This window comes from Synechocystis sp. IPPAS B-1465 (genome assembly GCF_003015225.1).
Taxonomy (GTDB): Bacteria; Cyanobacteriota; Cyanobacteriia; order Cyanobacteriales; family Microcystaceae; genus Synechocystis.
This window is the reverse complement of record NZ_CP028094.1, coordinates 3,387,558-3,407,155: the sequence shown is the minus strand read 5'-3', so window position 1 is coordinate 3,407,155 and position 19,598 is coordinate 3,387,558. Positions and strand designations below refer to the sequence as shown.

Genomic DNA, 19,598 nt, shown 5'->3' with positions numbered 1-19,598 from the left:
GACATTAGACTATGCAGTGATCTTGAATAAATTTATCTATACTAGTATCAGGAGTTGCCTGCATTCTCGCTCTATTTAATGCACTAAAATCATGCTCTATATCATTCAAGTCTGGAGAATAAGTTGGCAAAAATAACATAATGTGTCCTGCGGACTCCACTATTTCTCTAATCTTATTTTTTCGATGAATGGGGGGGGGGTTATCCATAATCAAGATTGATTTCATTGTTAATGTTGGTATTAAAAAGAATTTAAGCCATCCTTCAAAACCTGTTGTATTTAAGCTTCCGGTGAATAACATCGGCGCTATCAAGTCTTTTTGCATTTTTCTTTTTCTCGCTACAAGATTTTCTTTTTTCCCTCTTTTCCCCTGCTTTTCTCCATATACTCTTTCTCCCTTTTTAGACCATCCATAAAGTGAGGATGCAAATTTCTCAAAACCAGCTTCGTCTATGAATACTAGACTTTCAATACCGTATATTAAAACTAACTGCCTCAAGATTTTTTGATATTCTGCTCGCTTTTGGGCATCCCTCTCTTGATAAAGTAACTGTTTTTTTTCTAGTAATCTTCATTTTTTTGAATTGATAACTGAGTGAAGCAGAAGTCACACCAAATTTTTTAGCTCTTTCTTTTAGAAGCATATCAGGATTATTTTTCACATCCTCTTCTAATTCTTTTCTGTTTATCTTACGCTGACGGTTCTCCACTTTCGTTGCCGCAAGCTCTTCTCTGCCCAACCAGCGATAAACTGTTGCTCTGCCCACCCTAAATGTTTTCGAAGCCTTTGTGATTCCACCACCACTCTCGATGAAAACTATAACCTTAATGCGTAAATCAAGATCGTAAGCCATGACTGATTTCGTTTGGCTGATTAAATCGCTATCGGCGATTAAGCAAGGATTACGAACTTTATACCGAAATAAGTGAAGCAATAATTTATGGTGCCCTCATCCGTATAATGCTTTCTCGTATTACCTCTTAATTTTTACTTTAGAAACTAGCTCTCAGAAAGGGGCGTGAACGAGTGAACGGATTCTTGCATGAGTAACCATGGTTTTCAGGGCTAGTTTTTCCCTTGGCACAAAGATTTTTCCGTTAAATTGGCCAGACGATACCCAATGCCATGGACCGTTTCAATGGCATCTGCTGATAAACCGGCACTTTTTAATTTTTGTCGCAAACTCCGCACATGCACCTTAACCGTATCTTCCTCTGGGGGACTCTCCAACTTCCAGATACTATCGATAATCATGCTCCGACTTAGCACCCGACGGCCATTGCGGAGTAGTAATTCCAGAATGCTGTATTCCTTGCGGGTCAAAGACAAAACCTCATTGTCATAACTAACTTCATAGGTGCTTGGATCCAACCTGATTGGCCCCCACTCTAAAACTGGTTGGCACGTTGCACAACCCCGACGCAACAAAGCTCGCACCCTGGCAAATAACTCCCCCAAATCCACTGGCTTGACCACATAATCATCCGCCCCCGCATCCAAGCCCGTGATTTTATCATTGATCGTATCCCTGGCTGTCATCATCAAAATTGGCATTAAATAACTGTGCGATCGCCATTTTTGACAGAGGGTAATCCCGTCCAACTCCGGCAGCATCACATCCAAAATAACGAGGTCATATTCCAGTCGGGAGGCATAGTCCCAGGCGAGGGAAGCGTCGGTGGCAATATCAACGGTGTAAAGCTGGTCACTCAATGCTTCAGCAAGGGTTTCCGCCAGCGGCAAATCATCCTCCACTAAAAGAATTCTCATAGCCCATTGTGCTTTTCTCTATCAACCTCAGCTTACCTGAAGGGGTGAACAGGTCTGGGTTAATTCATGTTGCGAAATGTAACAGTTTTAGTCGCATCAGCTAACTTTCCGATTTCTTTACGATTTTCTCCCCCTTTTCTTCAATTTTACTTTGTTAGGATCGCATTTTTAATGCCAACACATACCAGTTATTGGCTGGACATTAAACAACTTTTAAGTTTAATTACTAACTTTATCTATGACACTGCCTTTAATTGCTTATGCTCCCGTTAGTCAGAATCAACGGGTTACCAACTACGAAGTCTCTGGAGATGAACACGCTCGTATTTTCACCACGGAGGGCACCCTTTCTCCCTCTGCCATGGATAATCTGATCGCCGCAGCCTATCGTCAGGTGTTCAACGAGCAACAAATGATTCAAAGTAATCGGCAGATTGCCTTAGAATCCCAATTCAAAAATCAGCAAATTACCGTGCGGGATTTTATCCGTGGTCTAGCTCTTTCGGATAGCTTTCGTCGTCGCAATTTTGAAGTAAATAATAATTATCGTTTTGTACAAATGTGTATTCAACGATTACTGGGTCGAGATGTTTATAGTGAAGAAGAAAAAATTGCTTGGTCCATTGTGATCGCCACTAAAGGGTTACCTGGCTTCATCAACGAACTGCTCAATAGTCAAGAATATTTAGAAAACTTTGGCTACGATACTGTGCCCTATCAACGGCGGCGCATTCTGCCCCAACGGATTAGTGGTGAGTTACCCTTTGCCCGGATGCCCCGTTACGGTGCTGATCATCGGGAAAAATTAGAGGCGATCGGCTACTTCCGCAACCAAGCTCCGTTAACTTACCGTTGGGAATGGCAAAAGCAACCCTATCCCGCCGGGGTTTATCTAGCAGGGAAAGTCGTGCTTTACGTCGGAGGGGCGTTAGTCAGTTTAGGGATAATTGCCGTTGCCCTTAGTGCTTGGGGCATTATTGGGTTGTAGTTTTTTTGACGGTAAAGCCAAGCTGAAGGCTGACAAAATCTATACTGTTATATCCCCCTTTCCTGGGGGACTTAGGCGGTTTAATAACTGGGGTTTTTGCTAGAAATATTTTGGCGTTTAATTATTTATTCTCTGGTTTAATATTTCGAGACTTTGCAGACTTTGTATTTGAGGCCAGACTCCAATGTTGAAACTAGCCGGTAAAAAAGCCTCTGCCCTGACCTGCAAGAAAACGAAGGCAAAAATTGGTATCCTAGAAATGGATCGGCAGTGGTATCAATCAGTCAAGCGATTTTTATGTCCAAGTTTTGAAATTTCTGCTATCAACTTCCAAGATATTTTGTTTAACAATGTTGACGTTGGAGAATATCATTCGATCCTAGTTGGTTGCGGGATTAAATATGAATCAATTGATATTTCAGCTACTTTAGATTTAGTGACCATTATTAAAAAATTGTCTGCTAAGCCGCCGGCCCTACTACTAATTACGGATTGTGCCGACAGTCAGATCACGGTACAAGCTCGCAGTTACCTGCCCCAAATTGACGGCGTTTTTGCCAAGGATCATGATTTAGCTTTATTGTTAAAAGTCATGAAAATTATTGCCAAACAAAAATATTTTAAGTAAGGTTTTTCTACTGGGATTCGCTAATATATGGGCAAATTTCTAATTCCAATCGAATTTGTTTTTCTGGCGATCGCCATGACCTGTTATTTATGGCACAGACAAAACCAAGAACGCCGCAGGATTGAAATTAGCATCAAGCAACAAACCCAACGGGAACGATTTATTAACCAAATTACCCAACATATCCGCCAATCTTTAAACTTGGAAACGGTTTTAAATACCACCGTCGCTGAAGTTAAAACCCTGTTGCAAGTTGATCGAGTTCTAATTTATCGCATTTGGCAAGATGGCACGGGCAGCGCCATTACGGAATCGGTGAATGCCAATTATCCTAGTATTTTAGGGCGGACCTTTTCCGATGAAGTTTTTCCCGTTGAATACCATCAAGCCTACACCAAAGGTAAAGTACGGGCCATTAATGACATTGACCAGGATGACATAGAGATTTGCCTAGCTGATTTCGTCAAACAATTTGGCGTGAAATCAAAATTAGTAGTGCCCATTCTTCAACATAATCGTGCTTCTTCCCTAGATAATGAATCAGAATTTCCCTATCTTTGGGGGCTGTTAATTACCCATCAATGTGCTTTTACCCGGCCATGGCAACCGTGGGAAGTGGAGTTAATGAAACAGCTAGCCAATCAGGTCGCGATCGCCATCCAACAATCGGAATTATATGAGCAATTACAGCAACTCAATAAAGATTTGGAAAACCGAGTCGAAAAACGCACCCAGCAACTTGCCGCCACCAATCAATCCCTAAGAATGGAAATCAGTGAGCGACAAAAAACGGAAGCCGCTCTCCGCCACACTAACCATACTCTGCAATCCCTGATTGCGGCCTCCCCCAGGGGTATTTTTACCCTTAATTTAGCAGACCAAATTCAGATTTGGAATCCTACAGCAGAACGTATTTTTGGTTGGACAGAAACAGAAATTATTGCCCATCCAGAATTATTAACATCCAACATTTTGCTGGAAGATTATCAGCAATTTAAACAGAAAGTTTTATCAGGCATGGTTTCCCCTAGCCTAGAATTAAAATGTCAAAAAAAAGATGGTAGTTGGATTGAAATTGTCCTTTCCGCTGCTCCCCTATTGGATAGTGAAGAAAATATTGCCGGATTGGTGGCGGTTGTCGCCGATATTACCGAGCAAAAGCGGCAGGCAGAACAAATTCGTTTGCTACAATCCGTTGTGGTTAATACTAATGATGCGGTGGTGATTACGGAAGCGGAGCCCATTGATGATCCCGGGCCGAGAATTCTCTATGTCAATGAAGCATTTACTAAAATCACCGGTTATACTGCTGAAGAAATGCTAGGCAAAACCCCCCGAGTTTTACAGGGACCAAAAACTAGTCGCACTGAATTAGATAGGGTGCGGCAAGCCATTAGTCAATGGCAATCAGTTACCGTTGAAGCAGAAGTGTTGAACGATAGTTATAAAGAGAAAAAAAGCCCTTTAAAATGATAGAATAAAGGGCAGAAATATTAGAATAATTGAAGCGATGATATCAAATTTTGGACATATTGTCAAAACTTATCTATCTAATTTTCCTAAAGATGACTACCCAGTATTAGACACATTTAAGTTTGTGAGTATCTGGTTAGGATTAGTGTTAGACCAGAGCCAGACAAGCATGAGGAGTATGTTTAAAAGACTGAACTTACGAGGAGAGACAGTCGATATATCTACATTCTCAAAGGCAAGCAAAAAAAGGGATGTGGGAGTTTTTAGAGAAATAATATTTTCCTTAAAAAAGGAATTGTCGAAAAGGAAGGAAATTAAGCAGGGAGAATTAGAAATATTTCCTCTCGATTCAACCATTGTCAGCATAACTAGTAAGTTGATGTGGAACCTTGGATTTCATCAGGTAAAAGTATTCAGTGGGATTAACTTATCAACAGGGATTCCGGGGGGAATAGTAATTCACTTTGGACAAGGTCATGATAATAAATATGGGAATGAAACAATAGAAGAGACTCCAGAAAATGGAGTAGCAGTAATGGATAGAGGATTTTGTGACTTACAGAGAATCAAGAGATTACAAAAGGAGAATAACAAATATCATGTATTAAGAATAAAGAATAATATAAAGCTAGAAAAATTAGCCAATGATAACTATATGGTTGGAACTGGAAAGAATAAAATAGAGAGTAGAGTGGTAATATTCACCCATGATAATTCAGAGTTTAGATTGGTTACAAATTTACCTATAGAAAGTAAAGAAATAGAAGGAGTTAGTGATGAAAAAATAGCAGAAATTTATAAAAAAAGATGGCAAATAGAATTGTTATGGAAATTCTTAAAAATGCACTTAAAGCTGAATAGACTGATTGCCAAAAATGAGAATGCAATTGGGATTCAAATCTATACCTGTATAATTGCTTATTTAATACTAAAATTACTGGTAATCCCAAAAGAAGCAGGTACAACAATGTTAGACAAACTACGTTATTTACAGGCTTTCATGTGTGAAAAAATAAGCTATGTACACTGGCTAAGGGAGTTAGCACTAAGGTGATGAATTTGCTTTGCTATAGGATTATTCTGTCTATTTTTAGGTCGTACATAAGTGCGATTCAACGATTCTGCCGTTGAAGTGATTAATTATCGTAAGGATGGCAGTGAGTTTTGGGTGGAATTTAGTCTGGTGCCCGTTGCCAATAAAACAGGTTTTTACACCCATTGGATTGCTGTGCAAAGGGATGTCACTGAGCGCCGACGCACGGAGGAAGTCCGCCTAGCTTTAGAACGGGAAAAAGAATTAAGCCGCCTAAAAACTCGTTTTTTCTCCATGGCTTCCCATGAATTTCGTACTCCCCTCAGTACGGCCTTAGCTGCTGCCCAATTACTGGAAAATTCTGAAGTGGCCTGGCTTGATCCCGATAAGCGTAGCCGGAACTTACACCGTATTCAAAATTCCGTGAAAAATATGGTACAGCTCCTGGATGATATTTTAATCATTAACCGTGCCGAAGCGGGCAAATTGGAATTTAATCCTAATTGGTTAGATTTGAAATTATTGTTCCAGCAATTTATCGAAGAAATTCAATTAAGTGTCAGTGACCAATATTATTTTGACTTTATTTGTAGCGCTCAAGATACGAAGGCATTGGTGGATGAAAGGTTAGTGCGGTCTATTTTATCTAATCTGTTATCTAATGCGATTAAATACTCTCCCGGGGGAGGGCAGATTAAAATTGCCCTAAGCCTAGATTCGGAACAGATTATTTTTGAAGTCACCGACCAGGGCATTGGCATTTCGCCAGAGGACCAAAAGCAAATTTTTGAACCCTTTCATCGGGGCAAAAATGTCAGAAATATTACGGGAACAGGACTCGGTTTAATGGTTGCCAAGAAATGTGTTGACTTACACAGTGGCAGTATCTTGCTAAAAAGTGCAGTTGACCAGGGAACAACAGTTACTATCTGTTTAAAACGCTATAACCATTTGCCTCGAGCTTAGGCGTAGAAACATGTCACGGCAATTCCCAAGCTCTAATTTTAGGTTCGGCGTGGGTATTTTACTTTCCACAGTTTTGACCGGCAGGGGAGTCAACACCTTACGGTAAAACAAACTATTCCAGCTCCCTTGCTTTACAGGGGACTATCAGCGGGAATTTCCTGGTAACTCACGCTATCGGGGGTTATGGCAAGGGCCCTAGACTAGTTGTAGTTGGGCGGTTTTGCGCTTTTTGCGGCCACCTTTGGGGGCATCTGCTAGGCAATATTTGACCACATTGGCCAATTCTTCCAATTGGGCGATCGCCTCGGCTCCTTCTAATTTCATTAATTCTCGGTCATCCCGCATTTCTGTCCAGGTGATGCCGTAGTCCGATACCAAAAAGCGGATCAGATGATTTTCCCCCAAGCTCACCATGAAGGAGGCGCTGTTGAGTTGGTCGCCACAGGTGTAGCAAGAAGCAATGTAGCCCCGATTTTCGAGCACAGTGGCCAAAGCCCTCAAGCTCATGACTAAATCCTTCACGAAATCGCGGTGTTGCTGGGCAAGTCGAGTAAACACATTTCCTCCGAAAATAAGCTAGCTTTTAAAATCTTAATACTTTTTTAAGATTTTCACAGAGGCCTTGTCCGGAAAGGCTAATTTAATACTGTTCAAACTGGTCTGGAAATCCCGGTCGGTCGGGCCATGGTAATTATCCATCGGCCGGGCCACTGAAATAATCAACCAATTACACTGTCAGATGGGGAAAGGCAAAGCCGATCCAGGGAAGTGTTGTTGCTGTCCAAAAAAGTCACCAATCAGCCTGGGCTTTTTGCCAATCCTCCGTGATCTTAGCGTGATTATTAAAATGGCGATGGCCTTTATACAACTCTTAACCGAAAACAATCCGAGTGGGGAATTTGTTTTTGGTCTATGGAGTGGTGCTGGGCCAGGGGAAACCCTGATTGAAGAATTTTTAAAAATCTTAGAAAAAATTCACAATCTACGGCGAAGGACGATGGAAAAAGCTTCGGAGTTCTGCTTTAGGTCAAAGTTTCTTGAAAATTAAGTTTTTTTCCAGGTCTGAAGCCTTGACAATCCCCGTTGGTGATTTATACTTAGGACAGGTGTGAGGAAATTAGAAAAACATCTGGAGTCGAAACAAGGAAAGACGCCCCAGGTGTTTTTTTATGGCAATTTTTAGGGCAGTCCACAGATGAAGCAATGGCGCTGGCGGATGGTATTGGTGGCGATCGCCGCTCTGGTGGTGATTTCCCTAGCTACGCTGTTTCAACCTCAGGAAACCTCTGGCCGCATCCCGGATTATCAAATTAGCAGTCAGTTGCCCGCCAACCAGGTAGATTATTATCCTCTGCAACAGAATTTAGATGAGGCGTATTATCGGCCTTTGGGAGAGTGGTTGGGTCGTTTAATCCTGCCGACGGTGGAAGAAACTAAAGCCAGGACAGGAGATTGGGTTTGGTTGGAACTGTATCAAGCGCCTTCTATCCAACAGGGATTAGTGGGACAAAAACTCCGTCTCACCTGGCAGAGCAATGCTGATTTGGACAGATACCTCAAACTAGTGACCACGGATGTAAATTTTACCCCTGCCGCTTTGAAGAGTGAACAGGCAGGAAATTTATTGCCCAACCGTTTAAATGGGCGATCGCAGGTGGGGCCTTTGCAATCCTTGGCCGGAGCTAGACCAGTGGACGATGTGCTGGTGCGGTTTGTCCAGGCCCAAGTTAATGTTCCTGTGGGCAACCAGGCGGAAATTAAACTGGCCACCATGCCGGAAATGGTGACGGGACGCTACCAAGCCCTGGTGAAAATTATTGGCCCTGCGCCCAATGCTCCCGCCAATGCCATACCGCAGGATTGCCCTGGAACTAAACCCTGCCCAGCGGATTTGATGCTGGTGCAACATTACAACCCTGGCAGTAAAGAGTTTGACGGGCCCCAGGAAACCATTCGCATTCCCCAACAACCCCACTTAAACGGCGATCGGTTTATGTCCACCCCCAGGGATTTGGCTAGTTCCCCCGTGGGTCAGGCGGGTTGGTACGTCTATGGTGCCCAGGGAAAAGATGGCATATTTACGGTCCAATCCCTCAACCCCCGATCCTTGGTGCAATTGCAACCCGATGAACAAATTTTTCGCCTCGGTCCCGGTCGGGACTACATTAGTCACAAAAATTGGCAGAATACCCCTGCTCGCAAAGGCACAGTCCAAAAGGTTTTAGTTGATCCCCGCAGTGATTCCCCCGCAGTAGCTTTAGGGCAATGGCAAGAAGGCGATCGCCTGTTGGGGATGCATTTATTTGGCGGCATTGGGGGCGCATTGGGGGAAAAAATTATGTTGGGTACGGTGACGGGGCATTTTTCCTTTAGCTTGCCCAAAGTTATCCGGGATCCCTTTACAGAGGAGTTGCAGTGGGAAATTCCCTACTATCAGGTCTATGCCCATAATCCCCAGGGCATCATTGCTGGTTCCCAAACCTGGGAAAACTACGCGGGTAATTTGCAGCGGGGCTGGATTCAGAGTCGTCCTTTTGCCGATGTAGTAGTCAAACTGGATGTGTTGGAGGACTATAACTTCGGCGGCTCCGTACTTTCTCCCCTGGATGAGTTGCAAAAACAATTGCAAATCATGATGGCTCGATACCGCACGGGGGATGGCACTGGCTACGCAGGGGTTAGTCCAGCAGCTTCCTGTGTACAGGATTCCAACCAAGCTTTGTACTTGGCCATTGTTGGTCTACAGCAAAAGGTGCAAAATAGCCCGGAAATTATCACTTGGTTAGCCCAGCATGGCAATTCCCCGGAAAATCAACGTTTCCAACGGCTACAGCAATTAGGCGATCGCCTGTTGACGATGTTAAAACCCAGGGGTATTACCAGGGAAGATTGGCAAAACAATGCCGCCACCCTAGCCGGTTTAGATCCGGATAATCCCACCAATCAATACGATTTCATCCAGGAAAATACCCTAGCCAATGCCCTGCTCAGTTGGCAGTCCATGTTGCCCCGGTTGAATCAGGATATTCTCAACCAAATTTTCTTGGAACAGGGTGCTCAGCTTTGGTTTATGCGCCCCAACCAAGTGGGAGGATCGATGCCGGAAATTTTACCCCTGGCCCCCACTGGTATTTTTGGCGATGTGCCTGTTCTTTCCGCCTTAGCTCGGCGCATTTTGGCCGCGATAGTATTTTTACCCCGGCCCCAGGATTGGCAATTCTTCGGGATCGCTGTTGTCGTCTACGGGGCGATCGCCATGACCTTGGGCTTTAAATTTGGTCTATTGCAATGGCAATGGTGGGGGCAATCCTTGGGGGGCAGTATGAAGTCAATCCTGGCCCTATTCTTTCTGCCGGCGCTGGGGGAAGAATTAGTGTTTCGGGTTATGCTGTTGCCCTATCCCACGGAACTGAATTTGTTTTGGCCAACGCTGGGGGCCATGCTGCTGAGTTTAGTGCTCTTTTTGCTCTACCATCCCCTCAACGCCCTCCTGTTTTATCCCAGGGGAAGAAATGTATTTTTCCAGCCTATTTTTCTCGGTCTTACCGGACTACTGGCGGTGGCAACCACAGCAATTTATTGGCACAGTGGCTCCCTATGGTTAATCGCCATTTTCCATTGGTTGGTGGTGGTAACGTGGCTAATGCTCTTGGGGGGTTACGGTAAATTAGCCCATCAAAAAGCCAAAAGATGAAGAAATTCCACAATTCCTTTACCTAAACGGGAAACGACTCCAAGATGGAGGGGAAAAACAAGATTATCCATTCCCCAGAGGTTTCCATGGCTCCCCAAGTGGATGTGTTGATAAATAAACAAATTTTGATTGAACGGGCCCTGGTCTGTGTCACCACTCGTATTACCAAGGCGATCGCCGAGCGGGGTCAAGGCACCATTGCCCTATCGGGGGGCAACACCCCTAAACCGTTATATGAAGCCCTCGCCCGCCAAGCCCTCCCCTGGGAAAAGATCCACGTTTTTTGGGGCGATGAACGTTATGTTTCCGTGGACCACCCCGACAGTAACCAACGCATGGCCCGCCTCGCTTGGTTGGACCAGGTGGACATTCCCGAAGCCAATATTCATCCCATGCCTACTGCTGCGGCCGATCCTGAGCAGGATGCCCAGACCTATGAAAATGAGTTGGCCACCTTTTTCCAGGTGGAAGCAGGACATTTCCCCGCCTTTGACTTAATCCTTTTAGGTTTAGGGGACGACGGCCACACCGCTTCCCTTTTTCCCCATACCCCCGCCCTGACCGTTGGCGATCGCCTAATTACGGTGGGCAATAAAGATGGCCAACCCCGGTTAACTTTTACTATTCCCCTGATTAACCGAGCCCGTTCGGTAGTTTTTCTCGTAGCAGGGGCCAGTAAACAGCATGCATTAGGGGAAATTTTTGCCCCCGAAGCCGACCCCCAACAATATCCAGCCCGGTTTATCCAGCCCCAGGGGGAACTGATCTGGCTTCTGGACCAACAGGCGGGGGAAAATCTACGCCCTTGAAAGCCAGCAATAAGCAATAACTGTGTCCCCGTGCCCTGAATCCTCCCGTATCAAAATGTTACAATCCATTTAGCATTTTCAAGCTATTGGCCCTTTTTGCTTTATGGGTGAATCCACTAGGACTGGACAACTTACCAACCCTGACCATAGCCTCCGTTGGATCATTTTGGCCATGGTGGTGGGGGTTTTATTCACCGGGGGCATAATTTTTTACAGTCTCCGTTCCGGGGTCAATCAAGGGGAGGATAACGCTTCCAGTGCCCTTTCTCCCGCAACTCAAGCTCCAGAAGACAAGCCCGTGGCCGCCCTGGGACGCATTGCTCCCCTAGGGGAAATTATTAAGCTTTCCGCTTCCCCCGGTTCTTTTGGTGGGGCGAAAGTAGCCAGAGTATTAGTCAAAGAAGGGGACAAAGTCAAAGAAGGCCAGGTGGTGGCAGTGCTGGATTCCTACGAACAAAAAGCCGCCGCTGTGGTTTCTGCCCAGGAATCGGTTCGGGTAGCCCAAGCAGATTTGGCCATCATTGAAGCCGGTGCCAAACGGGGAGAAATCGCTGCCCAGGAGTCCCAAGTCCGGAAAGCCCAGGCGGAATTAGAACAGAATTTTGCTGTCAACCAAGCCGCCCTGGCCAATTTGGTTAAGCAGTTGGAAGGGGAAAAGTTAGAGCAACAGGCCACCATCGATCGCCTACAGGCAGAGGTAAATCAAGCGGCCAACGATGACCGGCGTTATCGGAGTTTGGCGGAAAATGGGGCGATCGCCATGGCAGACTGGGAACAGCGACGTTTGAATTTGGAGACCAGCAACCAGCGCTTGCGAGAAGCCCAGGCTCGGCTAATGAAAACCGAAGCTACTTTAGAAGAACAAATTCGGGAACAGCAATCAGTCCGAGATAAGGACGCCCAAACCATGGTGCTGGAAAGGGAATCGGCCCGGGCCACCCTATCTCAAATTGCCGAAATTCGTCCGGTGGATGTGCAAAAAGCCAAAGCAGAATTGAATTTGGCCATGGCCCGTTTCCAGGAAGCCCGAGCTGAGTTGGACACTGCCCTGGTGCGGGCTCCGGTGGATTCCCAGGTGTTAAAAATTTATACTCGCCCTGGAGAAAAAGTTAGTGATACCAATGGCATCCTCGATCTCGGCATTACGTCCCAAATGATTGTGGTGGCGGAAGTGTATGAAAATGACATTGGCCGGGTGGAACTAGGTCAAACTGCTTGGGTGCGTAGTGAAAACGACAGCTTTAGCGGTGAATTGGAAGGGCGAGTTACCAATATTGGTTTGAGAATTGGCAAAAATGATGTGCTGGACTCCGACCCCGCCGCCGACATTGATGCCAGGGTGGTGGAAGTAAAAATTGCCCTCAGTCCCAGCGCCAGCAAAACCGTGGCCGGCTTGAGCAACGCCAAAGTGGTGGTCAAAATTGAACCCGACAGCGCTCCTCCTTCTGCCCCCAACTAACAATCAATCAACCAAAGATTTATCCATCAGTACATTAGTAGATGAAAATTCCCCTTGCCTGGCACCAGCTATTCCATGAAAGGATGCGACTCCTGGCGGCGATCGCCGGCATTGCCTTTGCCGATGTGCTGATTTTTATGCAACTGGGGTTCAAAAATGCCTTGTTTGACAGTGCAGTCCGGGTTCCTAAAAGTTTGCAAGGGGATTTATTCATTCTCAGTACCCAAACGGACACCTTTGTTAACCCCACCCCTTTTGCAGCCCGCCGTTTATACCAGGCCATGGGCAACGCCTCTGTTAAGGATGGCACTAGCCTCTACATTGACATCAACCGCTGGAAAAACCCGGAAACTAAAGTCAGCCGCCAGATTTACATCATGGGTTTCAACCCCGTTAACAATCCGATCAATCTACCAGGGGTAGCCGAAAATTTAGATTTGATTAAGCGCCCCGACGTGTTCCTGTTTGACCAAGACTCCAGGGAAGAATTTGGCCCAGTGCCGGCCCTGTTAGAAGCCGACGGCCCAGTTTTCACCGAAGTGGGTAATCGCCGCATCCAGGTGCAGGGTTTATTCACCCTCGGTTCTTCCTTTGGGGCGGATGGGACTTTAATTACCAGCGATTTGAATTTCTTCCGTCTTTTTCCTAATCGGGACCGCAGTTCCATTGATGCGGGTATTTTGCAACTCAAACCCGGCGCTGATCCGGAAAAAGTAGCGGAGGAAATCCGCCAAGAGTTAACCGAGGGGGATGTCCAGGTTTTCACCAAGGAAAAGTTAGTCCAATACGAATTGAATTATTGGCAAACCCGCACCACCATTGGTTTTGTCTTTGGTTTGGGCACCGCTATGGGTTTCATTGTGGGCACCGTCATTGTTTACCAAATTCTCTACACCGACGTTTCTGACCATTTACCGGAATATGCCACCCTCAAAGCCATTGGCTACGGCGATCGTTATTTGTTGGGAGTTGTGTTCCAAGAAGCCCTATTGCTAGCAGTGATTGGCTTTTTACCCAGTTTTGGCTTGGGGATTCTACTCTACACCAACACAGCCCGGGCCACGGGTTTGCCCCTGATTATGACCACGGCCAGGGCGTTAACTGTATTAATTATGACCATTGCCATGTGTTGCATTTCCGGGGCGATCGCCGTGGGGCGTTTGCGGGCCGCAGATCCGGCGGATATTTTCTAACCTGTGTTCAGGGGTCAGCTTGTGCCAGTGGCAATTTTGTCTTAACATTTCTTCACAAAAATTTATAATTTGTCATAATAGCGATGGACAGTCTTCTCACTAGGAAACATTGCTATGAAAACCGCTGCTAGAATTGTTGCTTTTACCGCTCTGACTGGATTTGCCCTGGGGATGCCCACCGTTGCCATGGCGGAAATGGAAACCACCGAAAAATCTGCCGTAGTTAGTCAAGCCGCCACGGACAGCGCCATGACTATTGTGGAAGTCGCCGCAGGCAATGAAACTTTCAGTACCCTCGTTGCAGCAGTCAAAGCGGCTGATTTAGTGGAAGCTTTATCCGCTGAAGGCCCCTTTACCGTTTTTGCCCCCACCAATGATGCCTTTGCCGCTCTGCCCGCTGGTACGGTGGAAAGTCTGTTGTTGCCCGAAAACAAAGATAAATTGGTGAAAATTTTGACCTACCACGTCGTTCCTGGCAAAATCACCGCCGCCCAGGTTCAATCCGGTGAAGTGGCATCCCTAGCTGGGGAAGCCCTCACCTTCAAAGTCAAAGATGGCAAAGTGAAAGTTAACAAAGCCACTGTCATTTCCGCCGATGTGGATGCCAGCAACGGTGTAATCCATGTCATTGACCAAGTAATTCTGCCTCCTATGTAATTCGTCTGATTAACCTAAGATCTTTGGCCTAAGTTTTGTTAAGTGGGGTTCCAGTTTCCAGGAAATTGGCCCCACTTTTTACTTGCGTGCTACCTTTACAGGGGAAGTGCCTCCGGGCATAGTGAAACTTGTTCGGGAGTGGGATGGAAAACTGTGGCCATTAATTCGTCTGATTCAGCAACAACGGTGATTATCGGTGGTGGTTTTGTTGGACTATTCACTGCTCTCCATCTGCGTCATCATCAGCACGCCGGCCCCATTGTCCTAGTGGAACCCCAGGCAAATTTTGTCTTTAAGCCCATGCTCTACGAGTTGCTCACCGAAGAGTTACCAGAGTCGGTGGTTTGTCCCAGTTATGAAAAATTGTTGGCCGATAGCGGCATTGATATAGTCCAAGCCCGAGTTGCGGATGTGCAATTGAAGGAAAAACGGTTAGTACTTGATTCTGGCCAAGAACAGCATTATGACTATTTGGTGCTGGCAGTGGGGTCAGTGCAGGGGTATTTGGGGGCCCAGGGGGCGGCAGAAAATGCCTTTGCTTTCCGTTCCCAAACCGAGGCGATCGCCCTTAGGGATCATCTCAAAGCCTGTTTAGAAAAGTCGTTAACCACAGCAGATCAAGCGGAAAAAGAAAGATTATTGACCGTGGCGATCGTGGGGGCCGGGCCGGCGGGGGTGGAAATGGCGGCCACGTTGGCGGATTTACTGCCCAGTTGGTATGTGCCCATGGGGGGCAATATCAACGATTTAAAAATTTACTTGGTCAACCATGCGCCGGGAATTTTGGCCGGGGATGCCAATAGCGGGCTCAAGCGCTGTGCCCTGGAGGAGTTGCAAGCTAGAACTATTCCGGTGACGTTGAAGTTAGGGGTGGGGGTCAAAAGCGTTACCCCGGAAAGTTTGCAGTTTGTGGAAACTGGGGAGGAGGAATTGCGCCACTTAGACACTGGCACCACCATTTGGACCGCCGGCACAGCGGTTAACCCTCTACTCAAAACCCTCAAGGAACAGATTCCGGCCGAGGAACTCGATCGCCATGGGCAACCCCTAGTAACCAGTACTTTGCAATTGCCTAGTTTTCCCCAGGTATTTGCCGCCGGGGACTGTGTGACAGTCAAAGATAATCCCAAACCGGCCCTGGCCCAGATTGCCTACCAACAAGGAGCGGCGATCGCCAAAAATTTAATGGCGGTACACAATGGTAAACCGTTAGTTAGTCCCGATCCCCAACTGCGGGGCACATTGATGAAGTTGGGCTTGAACAATGGGGTAGCCAATTTATTTGACCGGGTACGCATCCAAGGCAAGGCAGGGGATTTATTGCGGAATGCCACCTATCTAGAGCTATTGCCCACTCCTCTGCATAACTTCAAATCCACCACCCAATGGCTAGCGGAAGAAACCATCGACCGTTTCCATCGTCCCCACGCCCCCACCGCCCAGGAACTAAAATGGGCCGCCATGACCCCAGCCCAACGGCAGGAACACCAAGGCATCAAGGCGATCGCCATCATTGCGCCCCTGATTTTTATCGTCCTGTTGTACCTTGGCTTCAAAACACCGGAAAGGGAAAGGGCTCCTTTCGTCCCCCAACCTAGCCCCGGTATGAATCGGTAGGGGGGTTAACCTATGGCCAATTACTTTTAATTTTTTATTAGTTTTTAAATTAGCTAAATTTGTATTTAAATCTGTTCTTGACCTGACCACACCGGCAACTATTAACTTCAGCCCCCAAACCCAACCACTTTGCGGAACCTGCCCATGTTCACCCTCAATGACCAAAATCTGCCCTACCCCGATACCCTCCATCCCATCATTGTCCACTTTGTCATTGGCATGGTTTTCTTTGCCTACATTAGTGAACTGGTGGGCTACCTCCAAAAAAAGCCTCGGTTCTTTGAAGTCGCTTGGTGGAATTGGCTCACAGCGGCGATCGCCATTTTTTTTGCAGTGATTTTTGGGGAATTTGAAGCGGCTCTAGCGATGCCCTACCCGGCGGCCCAACCGGCATTGGATTGGCACACGGTCAACGGCTGGTCATTGTCTGCCATTTTGGCAGGGTTAACGGCTTGGCGGGGAGTGTTGAGGGTGCGAAATCCGCTGAAAACCAGCCTGCCTTTCCTCATGCTAGCCACTGTATTTATGGTGTTAGTATGCATCCAAATCTTCCTTGGCTCCCTAGTGGATTGGGTTTATGGTCTGCACACCCTACCCGTAGTCCAAGCAACCAAAGACGGCATTATTCCCTAGTCTTAACAAGTTTTCAAAATAGAAGTTTTACCCCCCATCTCATTTTCACTGAGGAAATTGACCGCACCATGAACCCTTCCCTGATTGACCAACTCAAAGAAATTGGCCTCCAGCTAGGCACCAATGGTCTGCCCTACCGATTTCCCATCCATCCCAATTTGGTTCATTTCAGTCTGGGGTTATTCATCATTGCCCTAATTTTTGATTTTGCGGGCGTATTTTTCCCCTTGGAGCGGCCAATTCTCAAAGGGTTTGCCATTCCCGCCCAGCGCCAAAACTTCTTTGATGTGGGTTGGTACAATGCCGTGGCCGGTGCCTTCATTAGTTTTTTCACGGTGGCGGCGGGCTTTTTTGAAATTCTTTTGGCCCAACCTCCCACAAATCAAGTCAGTGATTGGGGCATTGGCGCTGGTACTACCATGTTGCTCCATGGCGTGGGGGGCATCCTGCTACTGGCGATGATGGTGGGCACAACTATTTGGCGGGGCTATCAACGGTTTGTTTGGCGCACCAATTGCCGCAATGAAGTTAGCTGGGCCTATCTCGGTTTTGCCCTATTTCTCATGGCCTATATGGCCATCCATGGCACCCTGGGGGCCCAACTGGGGGCAGAATTTGGCGTACACAATACGGCGGCCCATATCCTCCGCATGGGGGAAAATCCCAATGTGGTGCTCAGTGAGGGAGGTATGGATCTTTGACGGTTTGTCGGCAAAATTTTGCCAAAGTGTGGAACAACGCTAATCCGATCAAAGCAAAGGAAATTTCCCTAAGAACGTTTTTAGACAGTTTTATTGCGTCCCCTAAATCGACCGGAATACTGGGGGAATTTCACTCACTTTTCCCCAAAATTGGGGGGCCCAAGGGGGCTTTTAAAACAGGCTCTAAACCTTTGCTCCCAATTCAGATGGCGAGAGCACTTCCCCAAGCTAATCAACCCCCAGATTCAGGTAAATAGTGCTGTTGCTAATGGAAGTGGAGCTAGACTCTTGATTAATGGTTAGGGATCGTAAATTTTTAAACAGAGGTTTGAGCGATAACTCCAATACCCTGAGCACGGGTAATTGTTGGCTAAAAAATGGTTCTCCCCTTTGCCAATCAAGGTAAACGTAACTGTCATCGGGCAAAGTGGACAATGCCTGTTGAAATTCTGGTTGATCAGCCAAGGAAGGACTGGTTTGGTCCAACACTTGGGATAAAGCTTCGAGGGAACTGGCCAAAATTACCCGATCGCCGACTCGGCAATGAACTCCCCTAACTTGGGTTTGTAGGCTGGTAATATTCTGCTTGGCCAGGGTTTGGAGACTAGTCCAAGCCCATACCCGTTGCCCACCCAGGTCCAAAGTTGATAATTGGTAGCCAGCGGCGATCGCCAATTGATCTAGATGTTCCAAAGCTAAGTCAGTGGCGGCGGCATCCAAGTCCTGGGCGGCAAATACCCAATCATTTTGGCTCGGATTAGTTTTGGGCAAAAAGATTAATTGATAATCGCCTTGCACCCAAGGAAAAATATCAGTGGTTAAATCTAAACCTAGGGGCTGTTGCCAATCATAAACTAACTTACTTAAGGCCTGTTGTAGGAGACTATGGGGGGCTAAACCCGTGGCCAACTGTTGCCATTGTTGAGCTAGGTTTTGACCATTAATTACCAAGCTACTGCTGGGGGGTAAGTTAACTAAATTGGTTTTAATGGCAGTTACATTTTCCGCCTTTTCCCCTGGGTTATTGCTAGGTACCCCCGTCAAAGCAGTGTGGGCCACCAATCCCTGGGCTTGGAGAGATAAAGCCACTGTTAAAGTTTGTTCGATCGCCGTTTGGTCAGAATTTTTATCAATGGCAGGTCGCTGGCCAAGCCAAGCGGCAAGGGCAGGAAAATTAGCATAAACTATTCCCAATTTCGGGTTATTTAAACTGGCTAGGGCCTGTTGGTAAGTTGCGGTTTGGGCCAGGCTGAGGGAAGGGGCCTGCAAACTATTTAAAGCCTGGCGCAAAACCTGGGGATGATTGGCAAATAGAACATAGTCCCCCACCACCGCACTGGCCAGTAAATTGCCGTTGGGCACTGGGTTAACGGGGTGTTTATAGGTAATTTTGACTCCTTGGTAACGGTCAAACACCAGGTCCGTATCTCCGGCGATCGCCGCAGTGGCGTAGGACAGTTGCAAAAACTCCCGACTCAGCTCTGGATCCCGGCTGTGGACCACCAGTAAATATCCCGGTTGGGCTCCATTGCTTCCATTGTGGTCGTAATCCAAATCTGTCACCGCTAGGGTAACTTCCTCCCCTAACCAGGGTTTCACCTCTTTGCGATAATCCAGCCCCGTTTTAGCAAGCAAACTCTGCTCCAACTCGGCCAACTCCCGGTGGGATCGACGCCGCCGCCCAGGATTAACTGCCAATTGGGTAAAGGCTTCCAGGCGATCGGGATTAACCAGCAAAGACACCATAATGGGTGACTGGCCAGGAATTAACCCTGGGGCCATGGGACTACGGCTCACCCCTCCCCGGGCTAAATTAAGGGGACTGTGGCCTAGTACCAGGGCAGTACCCCAGCCGGCCACAGCCAATGAAAAAATTGCAACGGCGGCCAGTAGAACGAAAAAAGAACGGGGTTTCACAACGGACTGATACCCTCTTGCGACAATTCCTTCCCATTATCAGGGCTGTCGGCGGCCTT

16 protein-coding genes and 2 pseudogenes are annotated in these 19,598 nt (G+C 46.8%); 14 read left to right on the top strand and 4 right to left on the bottom strand.

The window, feature by feature from the left end:
* Positions 1-4: 4 nt before the first annotated feature.
* Positions 5-854, bottom strand: a pseudogene (locus tag C7I86_RS15905) (IS630 family transposase).
* A 23-nt stretch (positions 855-877) separates the two neighbouring features.
* Here C7I86_RS15905 and C7I86_RS19260 point away from each other — a divergent pair.
* A pseudogene (locus C7I86_RS19260) lies at positions 878-985 on the top strand (IS5/IS1182 family transposase); the annotation flags it as partial.
* 81 nt (positions 986-1,066) lie between these two features.
* Here the strand turns inward: C7I86_RS19260 and C7I86_RS15895 are convergent.
* Entirely contained in the window at positions 1,067-1,771 is a 705-nt protein-coding gene (locus C7I86_RS15895) for a response regulator transcription factor (protein ID WP_010874216.1), read from the bottom strand.
* A gap of 238 nt (positions 1,772-2,009) precedes the next feature.
* Between C7I86_RS15895 and C7I86_RS15890 the strand changes: the two genes are divergently transcribed.
* The 5 genes from C7I86_RS15890 to C7I86_RS15870 all read left to right on the top strand — a co-directional run bounded on the left by C7I86_RS15890 (position 2,010) and on the right by C7I86_RS15870 (position 6,859).
* Complete coding sequence (locus tag C7I86_RS15890; RefSeq protein WP_010874215.1) at positions 2,010-2,759, top strand: phycobilisome rod-core linker polypeptide; 750 nt, start codon at positions 2,010-2,012, stop codon at positions 2,757-2,759.
* Positions 2,760-2,943: 184 nt separating this feature from the next.
* Positions 2,944-3,387: a hypothetical protein gene (locus C7I86_RS15885; protein ID WP_010874214.1), complete on the top strand. Its 444-nt coding sequence runs from the start codon at positions 2,944-2,946 to the stop codon at positions 3,385-3,387.
* Positions 3,388-3,414: 27 nt separating this feature from the next.
* Positions 3,415-4,860: a PAS domain S-box protein gene (locus C7I86_RS15880; protein WP_010874213.1), complete on the top strand. Its 1,446-nt coding sequence runs from the start codon at positions 3,415-3,417 to the stop codon at positions 4,858-4,860.
* A 37-nt stretch (positions 4,861-4,897) separates the two neighbouring features.
* Positions 4,898-5,914, top strand: coding sequence for an IS4-like element IS4Sa family transposase (locus C7I86_RS15875; protein ID WP_010872287.1), 1,017 nt, complete (start codon positions 4,898-4,900; stop codon positions 5,912-5,914).
* Between the two features lie 51 nt (positions 5,915-5,965).
* Positions 5,966-6,859 carry a sensor histidine kinase KdpD gene (locus C7I86_RS15870; RefSeq protein WP_010874212.1) on the top strand — a complete coding sequence of 298 codons (894 nt, stop codon included), beginning with the start codon at positions 5,966-5,968 and terminating at the stop codon, positions 6,857-6,859.
* 195 nt (positions 6,860-7,054) lie between these two features.
* Here C7I86_RS15870 and C7I86_RS15865 read toward each other — a convergent pair whose 3' ends face one another.
* Complete coding sequence (locus C7I86_RS15865) at positions 7,055-7,417, bottom strand: DUF1815 family protein (RefSeq protein ID WP_010874211.1); 363 nt, start codon at positions 7,415-7,417, stop codon at positions 7,055-7,057.
* Positions 7,418-8,054: 637 nt separating this feature from the next.
* Here C7I86_RS15865 and C7I86_RS15855 point away from each other — a divergent pair.
* From C7I86_RS15855 to C7I86_RS15820, 8 genes are all read left to right on the top strand, one after another.
* Positions 8,055-10,553, top strand: a complete 2,499-nt coding sequence (locus C7I86_RS15855) for a type II CAAX prenyl endopeptidase Rce1 family protein (protein ID WP_010874209.1) — start codon at positions 8,055-8,057, stop codon at positions 10,551-10,553.
* A 44-nt stretch (positions 10,554-10,597) separates the two neighbouring features.
* Positions 10,598-11,362, top strand: coding sequence for a 6-phosphogluconolactonase (gene pgl, locus C7I86_RS15850; protein ID WP_010874208.1), 765 nt, complete (start codon positions 10,598-10,600; stop codon positions 11,360-11,362).
* A 103-nt stretch (positions 11,363-11,465) separates the two neighbouring features.
* Positions 11,466-12,821 (top strand): HlyD family efflux transporter periplasmic adaptor subunit, encoded by a 1,356-nt coding sequence (locus tag C7I86_RS15845; RefSeq protein WP_010874207.1) that lies wholly within the window; start codon positions 11,466-11,468, stop codon positions 12,819-12,821.
* Between the two features lie 41 nt (positions 12,822-12,862).
* Positions 12,863-14,014 carry an ABC transporter permease DevC gene (devC, locus tag C7I86_RS15840; RefSeq protein WP_010874206.1) on the top strand — a complete coding sequence of 384 codons (1,152 nt, stop codon included), beginning with the start codon at positions 12,863-12,865 and terminating at the stop codon, positions 14,012-14,014.
* Between the two features lie 114 nt (positions 14,015-14,128).
* The gene (locus tag C7I86_RS15835) at positions 14,129-14,671 is read left to right on the top strand and encodes a fasciclin domain-containing protein (RefSeq protein ID WP_010874205.1); all 543 of its coding nucleotides are present in this window, start codon (positions 14,129-14,131) and stop codon (positions 14,669-14,671) included.
* 153 nt (positions 14,672-14,824) lie between these two features.
* Complete coding sequence (locus C7I86_RS15830) at positions 14,825-16,288, top strand: NAD(P)/FAD-dependent oxidoreductase (RefSeq protein ID WP_014407163.1); 1,464 nt, start codon at positions 14,825-14,827, stop codon at positions 16,286-16,288.
* Positions 16,289-16,432: 144 nt separating this feature from the next.
* On the top strand, positions 16,433-16,921 hold the full coding sequence (locus C7I86_RS15825) for a DUF2231 domain-containing protein (protein WP_010874203.1): 489 nt from the start codon (positions 16,433-16,435) through the stop codon (positions 16,919-16,921).
* Between the two features lie 68 nt (positions 16,922-16,989).
* Positions 16,990-17,622, top strand: a complete 633-nt coding sequence (locus tag C7I86_RS15820; RefSeq protein ID WP_020861928.1) for a DUF2231 domain-containing protein — start codon at positions 16,990-16,992, stop codon at positions 17,620-17,622.
* A 228-nt stretch (positions 17,623-17,850) separates the two neighbouring features.
* Here C7I86_RS15820 and C7I86_RS15810 read toward each other — a convergent pair whose 3' ends face one another.
* On the bottom strand, positions 17,851-19,539 hold the full coding sequence (locus C7I86_RS15810; protein ID WP_010874201.1) for a DUF3352 domain-containing protein: 1,689 nt from the start codon (positions 19,537-19,539) through the stop codon (positions 17,851-17,853).
* Positions 19,540-19,598 lie beyond the last annotated feature (59 nt).